At 68.4% G+C, this 2,927-nt stretch carries 2 protein-coding genes; both read right to left on the reverse strand.

Translation table 11 applies throughout. The features are described from left to right. Positions 1–921 (reverse strand): trehalose-6-phosphate synthase (locus tag H0W38_RS20150; protein ID WP_292457521.1); only part of this gene is annotated, 921 nt, incomplete at its 3' end. A 17-nt stretch (positions 922–938) separates the two neighbouring features. Then, the gene (locus H0W38_RS20155) at positions 939–2,738 is read right to left on the reverse strand and encodes a glycoside hydrolase family 15 protein (protein ID WP_292457523.1); all 1,800 of its coding nucleotides are present in this window, start codon (positions 2,736–2,738) and stop codon (positions 939–941) included. Positions 2,739–2,927: the final 189 nt, after the last annotated feature.

Genomic DNA, 2,927 nt, shown 5'->3' on the forward strand with positions numbered 1-2,927 from the left:
ATTCAAGCCTTCGCGGGTGGGCGTCGCCACCTGGATCAGCGTGGCGCTCTTCAGGTTCTCAGGGTAGTTCGCGAGCAGCCGGCGAAAGGCGCGCAGCCGCTGCGGGATGCCCTTGGAATAGTCGAGCCGGTCCACGCCGATCAGCAACTGGCGTGTAGCGTATTGCTCGCGCAACGTTTTGCGCGTTTCCATCGACTCGGCCGTCTCGCCGAGCGCCGCGAACTCGTTCACGTCGATGCCGATCGGGAAGGCGCGCGCGCGCACCTGCCGATCGAAGGCGCGGTAGTGGTCCTCGCCCAGGGGCTCGGCGCCGGCCTCCGACTTCACGTAGCGCGAAAAATGCTCCACGTCGGCTTCGCTCTGCAGGCCCACCAGGTCATAGGCGAACAGCGAGCGCATCAGCCATTCGTGCGCCGGAATCGCGGCCAGGATCAGCGGCGGCGGCAGCGGGATGTGCAGGAAAAAGCCGATGCGCTGCGTGCAGCCGGCCGCGCGCAGTTCCGCGGCCAGCGGGATGAGGTGGTAGTCGTGAACCCAGATCACGTCGGTGGGCCGCAGCAGCGGCATCAACTTGCGCGCGAACAGGCGGTTGACTCTCTGATACCCCTCGAAAAAGCCGGCCTCGAAATCGGCAAGGTCGAGCCGGTAGTGAAACACCGGCCACAGCACGCGATTGGAATAGCCCTCGTAGTAGGCCTCGTGGTCGGCCGCGTTGAGATCCAGCGTCGCCAGGGTCACCTTGCCCGACTGCTGCGAATGCATGGCGCCGCTGTCGCCCTCATCGACCACCTTGCCGCTCCAGCCGAACCACACACCGCCGCTGGTGGCCAGCGCCTCGCCCACCGCCACCGCCAGCCCGCCCGCCGCCGGCTTGCGCGGGTCGCCGACCCGGTTGGAAACCACCACCAGCCTGCCTGCCATTGCCGTGTCCTTCAGTGTTAGATCACCGAATCCCAGGGCGCCGACAGGCGCACCGCGGCGTTGATCACGCCGACCATGGAATAGGTTTGGGGAAAGTTACCCCAGAGCTCGCCGCTTCGGGAATCGGTGTCTTCCGAGAGCAGGCCGAGCGGATTGCGCACCGCCAGCATGGCCTCGAAGATCGCCCGGGCCTGCTCGCGCCTGCCGATGCGCACCAGCGAATCGATGCGCCAGAAGGCGCAGATGTTGAAGGCGGTTTCGGGCTTGCCGAAATCGTCGGCCGCTTCGTAGCGGCGCATGTAGGGCCCGTCGCACAGGCTCGCTTCGAGCGCGTCGACCGTGGCGATGAAGCGCGGGTCGCAGGGATCGATGAAGCCGACCTCCGCCATCAGCAGCACGCTGGCGTCGAGGTCGTTGCCGCCCAGGCTCTCGGCGAAGGCCTGGCGGCGTTCGCTCCATGCCTCTGTCAACACCCGCTCACGAATGGTGTCGGCCCGCTCGCGCCAACGAATCGCGCGCTCCGGCAGCGCCAGCACCACGGCGATCTTGGCCAGGCGGTCGCAGGCGGCCCAGCTCATCAGCGCCGAAGACGTGTGCACGCGCGCGCGGGTGCGCAGCTCCCACATGCCGGCATCGGGCTGGTCGTGCGTGGCCCAGGCCCGTTCGCCCACCGCTTCGAGCAGGGCGAAGTCGCCGGCGTCGGCGCGCCGGAAAAGCCGTCGGTCGTGGAACGACTGCGCGGCACCGAGGACGACGTTGCCGTACACGTCGTGCTGAAAGTGTTCTTGCGCCTGGTTGCCCACCCGCACCGGGCCCATGCCGCGGTAGCCGCGCAAATGATCGAGCTGCACCTCCGGCAAGGTCTTTTCCAGCCCGATGCCGTAGAGCGGCTGGATGTGTCCGCCCGCCGCCTCGCGCACCACGTTGTGCAGCCAGCGCAGGTAATCCTCCATCGTGCCGACTTCGGACAGGCTGTTGAGCGCACGCACCACGAAGAAGGCGTCGCGCAGCCAGCAGTAGCGGTAGTCCCAGTTGCGCTGGCTGTCGGGCGCCTCGGGAATGCTGGTGGTCATCGCCGCGACAATGGCGCCGGTTTCCTCGAACAGGCACATCTTGAGCGTGATGGCAGCGCGGATCACCGCGGCCTGCCATTCCAGCGGCAGGGCCAGCGCGCGCGTCCAGCTGCGCCAGTAATGCGCGGTCTGCTCCTCGAACTCGCGGGCGACCTCGGCCACGCCGCGCTCGACGGTCTCGTCCGGGCCGAGCAACAGGTTGAGCGGCCCGCCCAGCGAGAACCAGGTCTCGGCCTCGATGTAGGTGATGGGCGCGTCGGTGGTCAGGCGCAAGGTGCCAGCGGGGCCGCAATAGCGCAGGTGATGGCCGCCTCGCGTGATCTGCGGCACCACGCGGCCCCAGTCGGCCATCGGCCGCATGCTGATGCGGATGCGCGGGTGGCCGCGCACGGGATGCACGCGCCGAACCAGCACCGCCGGGCGGAACGGCCGATTGCGCGTGAAGAATCGCGGCGCGAAATCGACCACCTCGATCGCATCGCCGTTGCGGCCGATCAGCCGCGTGCGCAAGATCGCAGTGCCGTCGTCGTAAGCCTGCTCGCTGCGCTCGAAGTCCTCGATCTCGATGGTCCAGCTGCCCTTGGCCGGCCACGAGGGCGGATCGGCCAGCAAGGCGTGAAACACCGGGTCGCCGTCGAAGCGCGGCAGGCAATACCAGACGATGCGCGCCTGCGCGTCGATCAACGCACTGATGGAACAGTTGCCGATGAGGCCGAGTTCGAGCGAGCTGCCGGGCGGCCTCATGGGTTAACGCGGACTTTTCGGGCGGCCCCGTTATGCGCAAGCGCACGCCGCGTACCGGGAAGCGCGCTTTCCTTGCCCCGGCGGCCCTGCCGGCTCATGGCGCGCTCTGCGGCTGAGCCGACTGCGGCCATTGTGCGAGGGCCGCCTCCAACCAGGCGCGCACCGCATCGGGGTCGGCGAGGCGGTGCA

Source organism: Methylibium sp., assembly GCF_013817365.1.
In the GTDB taxonomy this organism is placed as follows: domain Bacteria; phylum Pseudomonadota; class Gammaproteobacteria; order Burkholderiales; family Burkholderiaceae_C; genus Methylibium.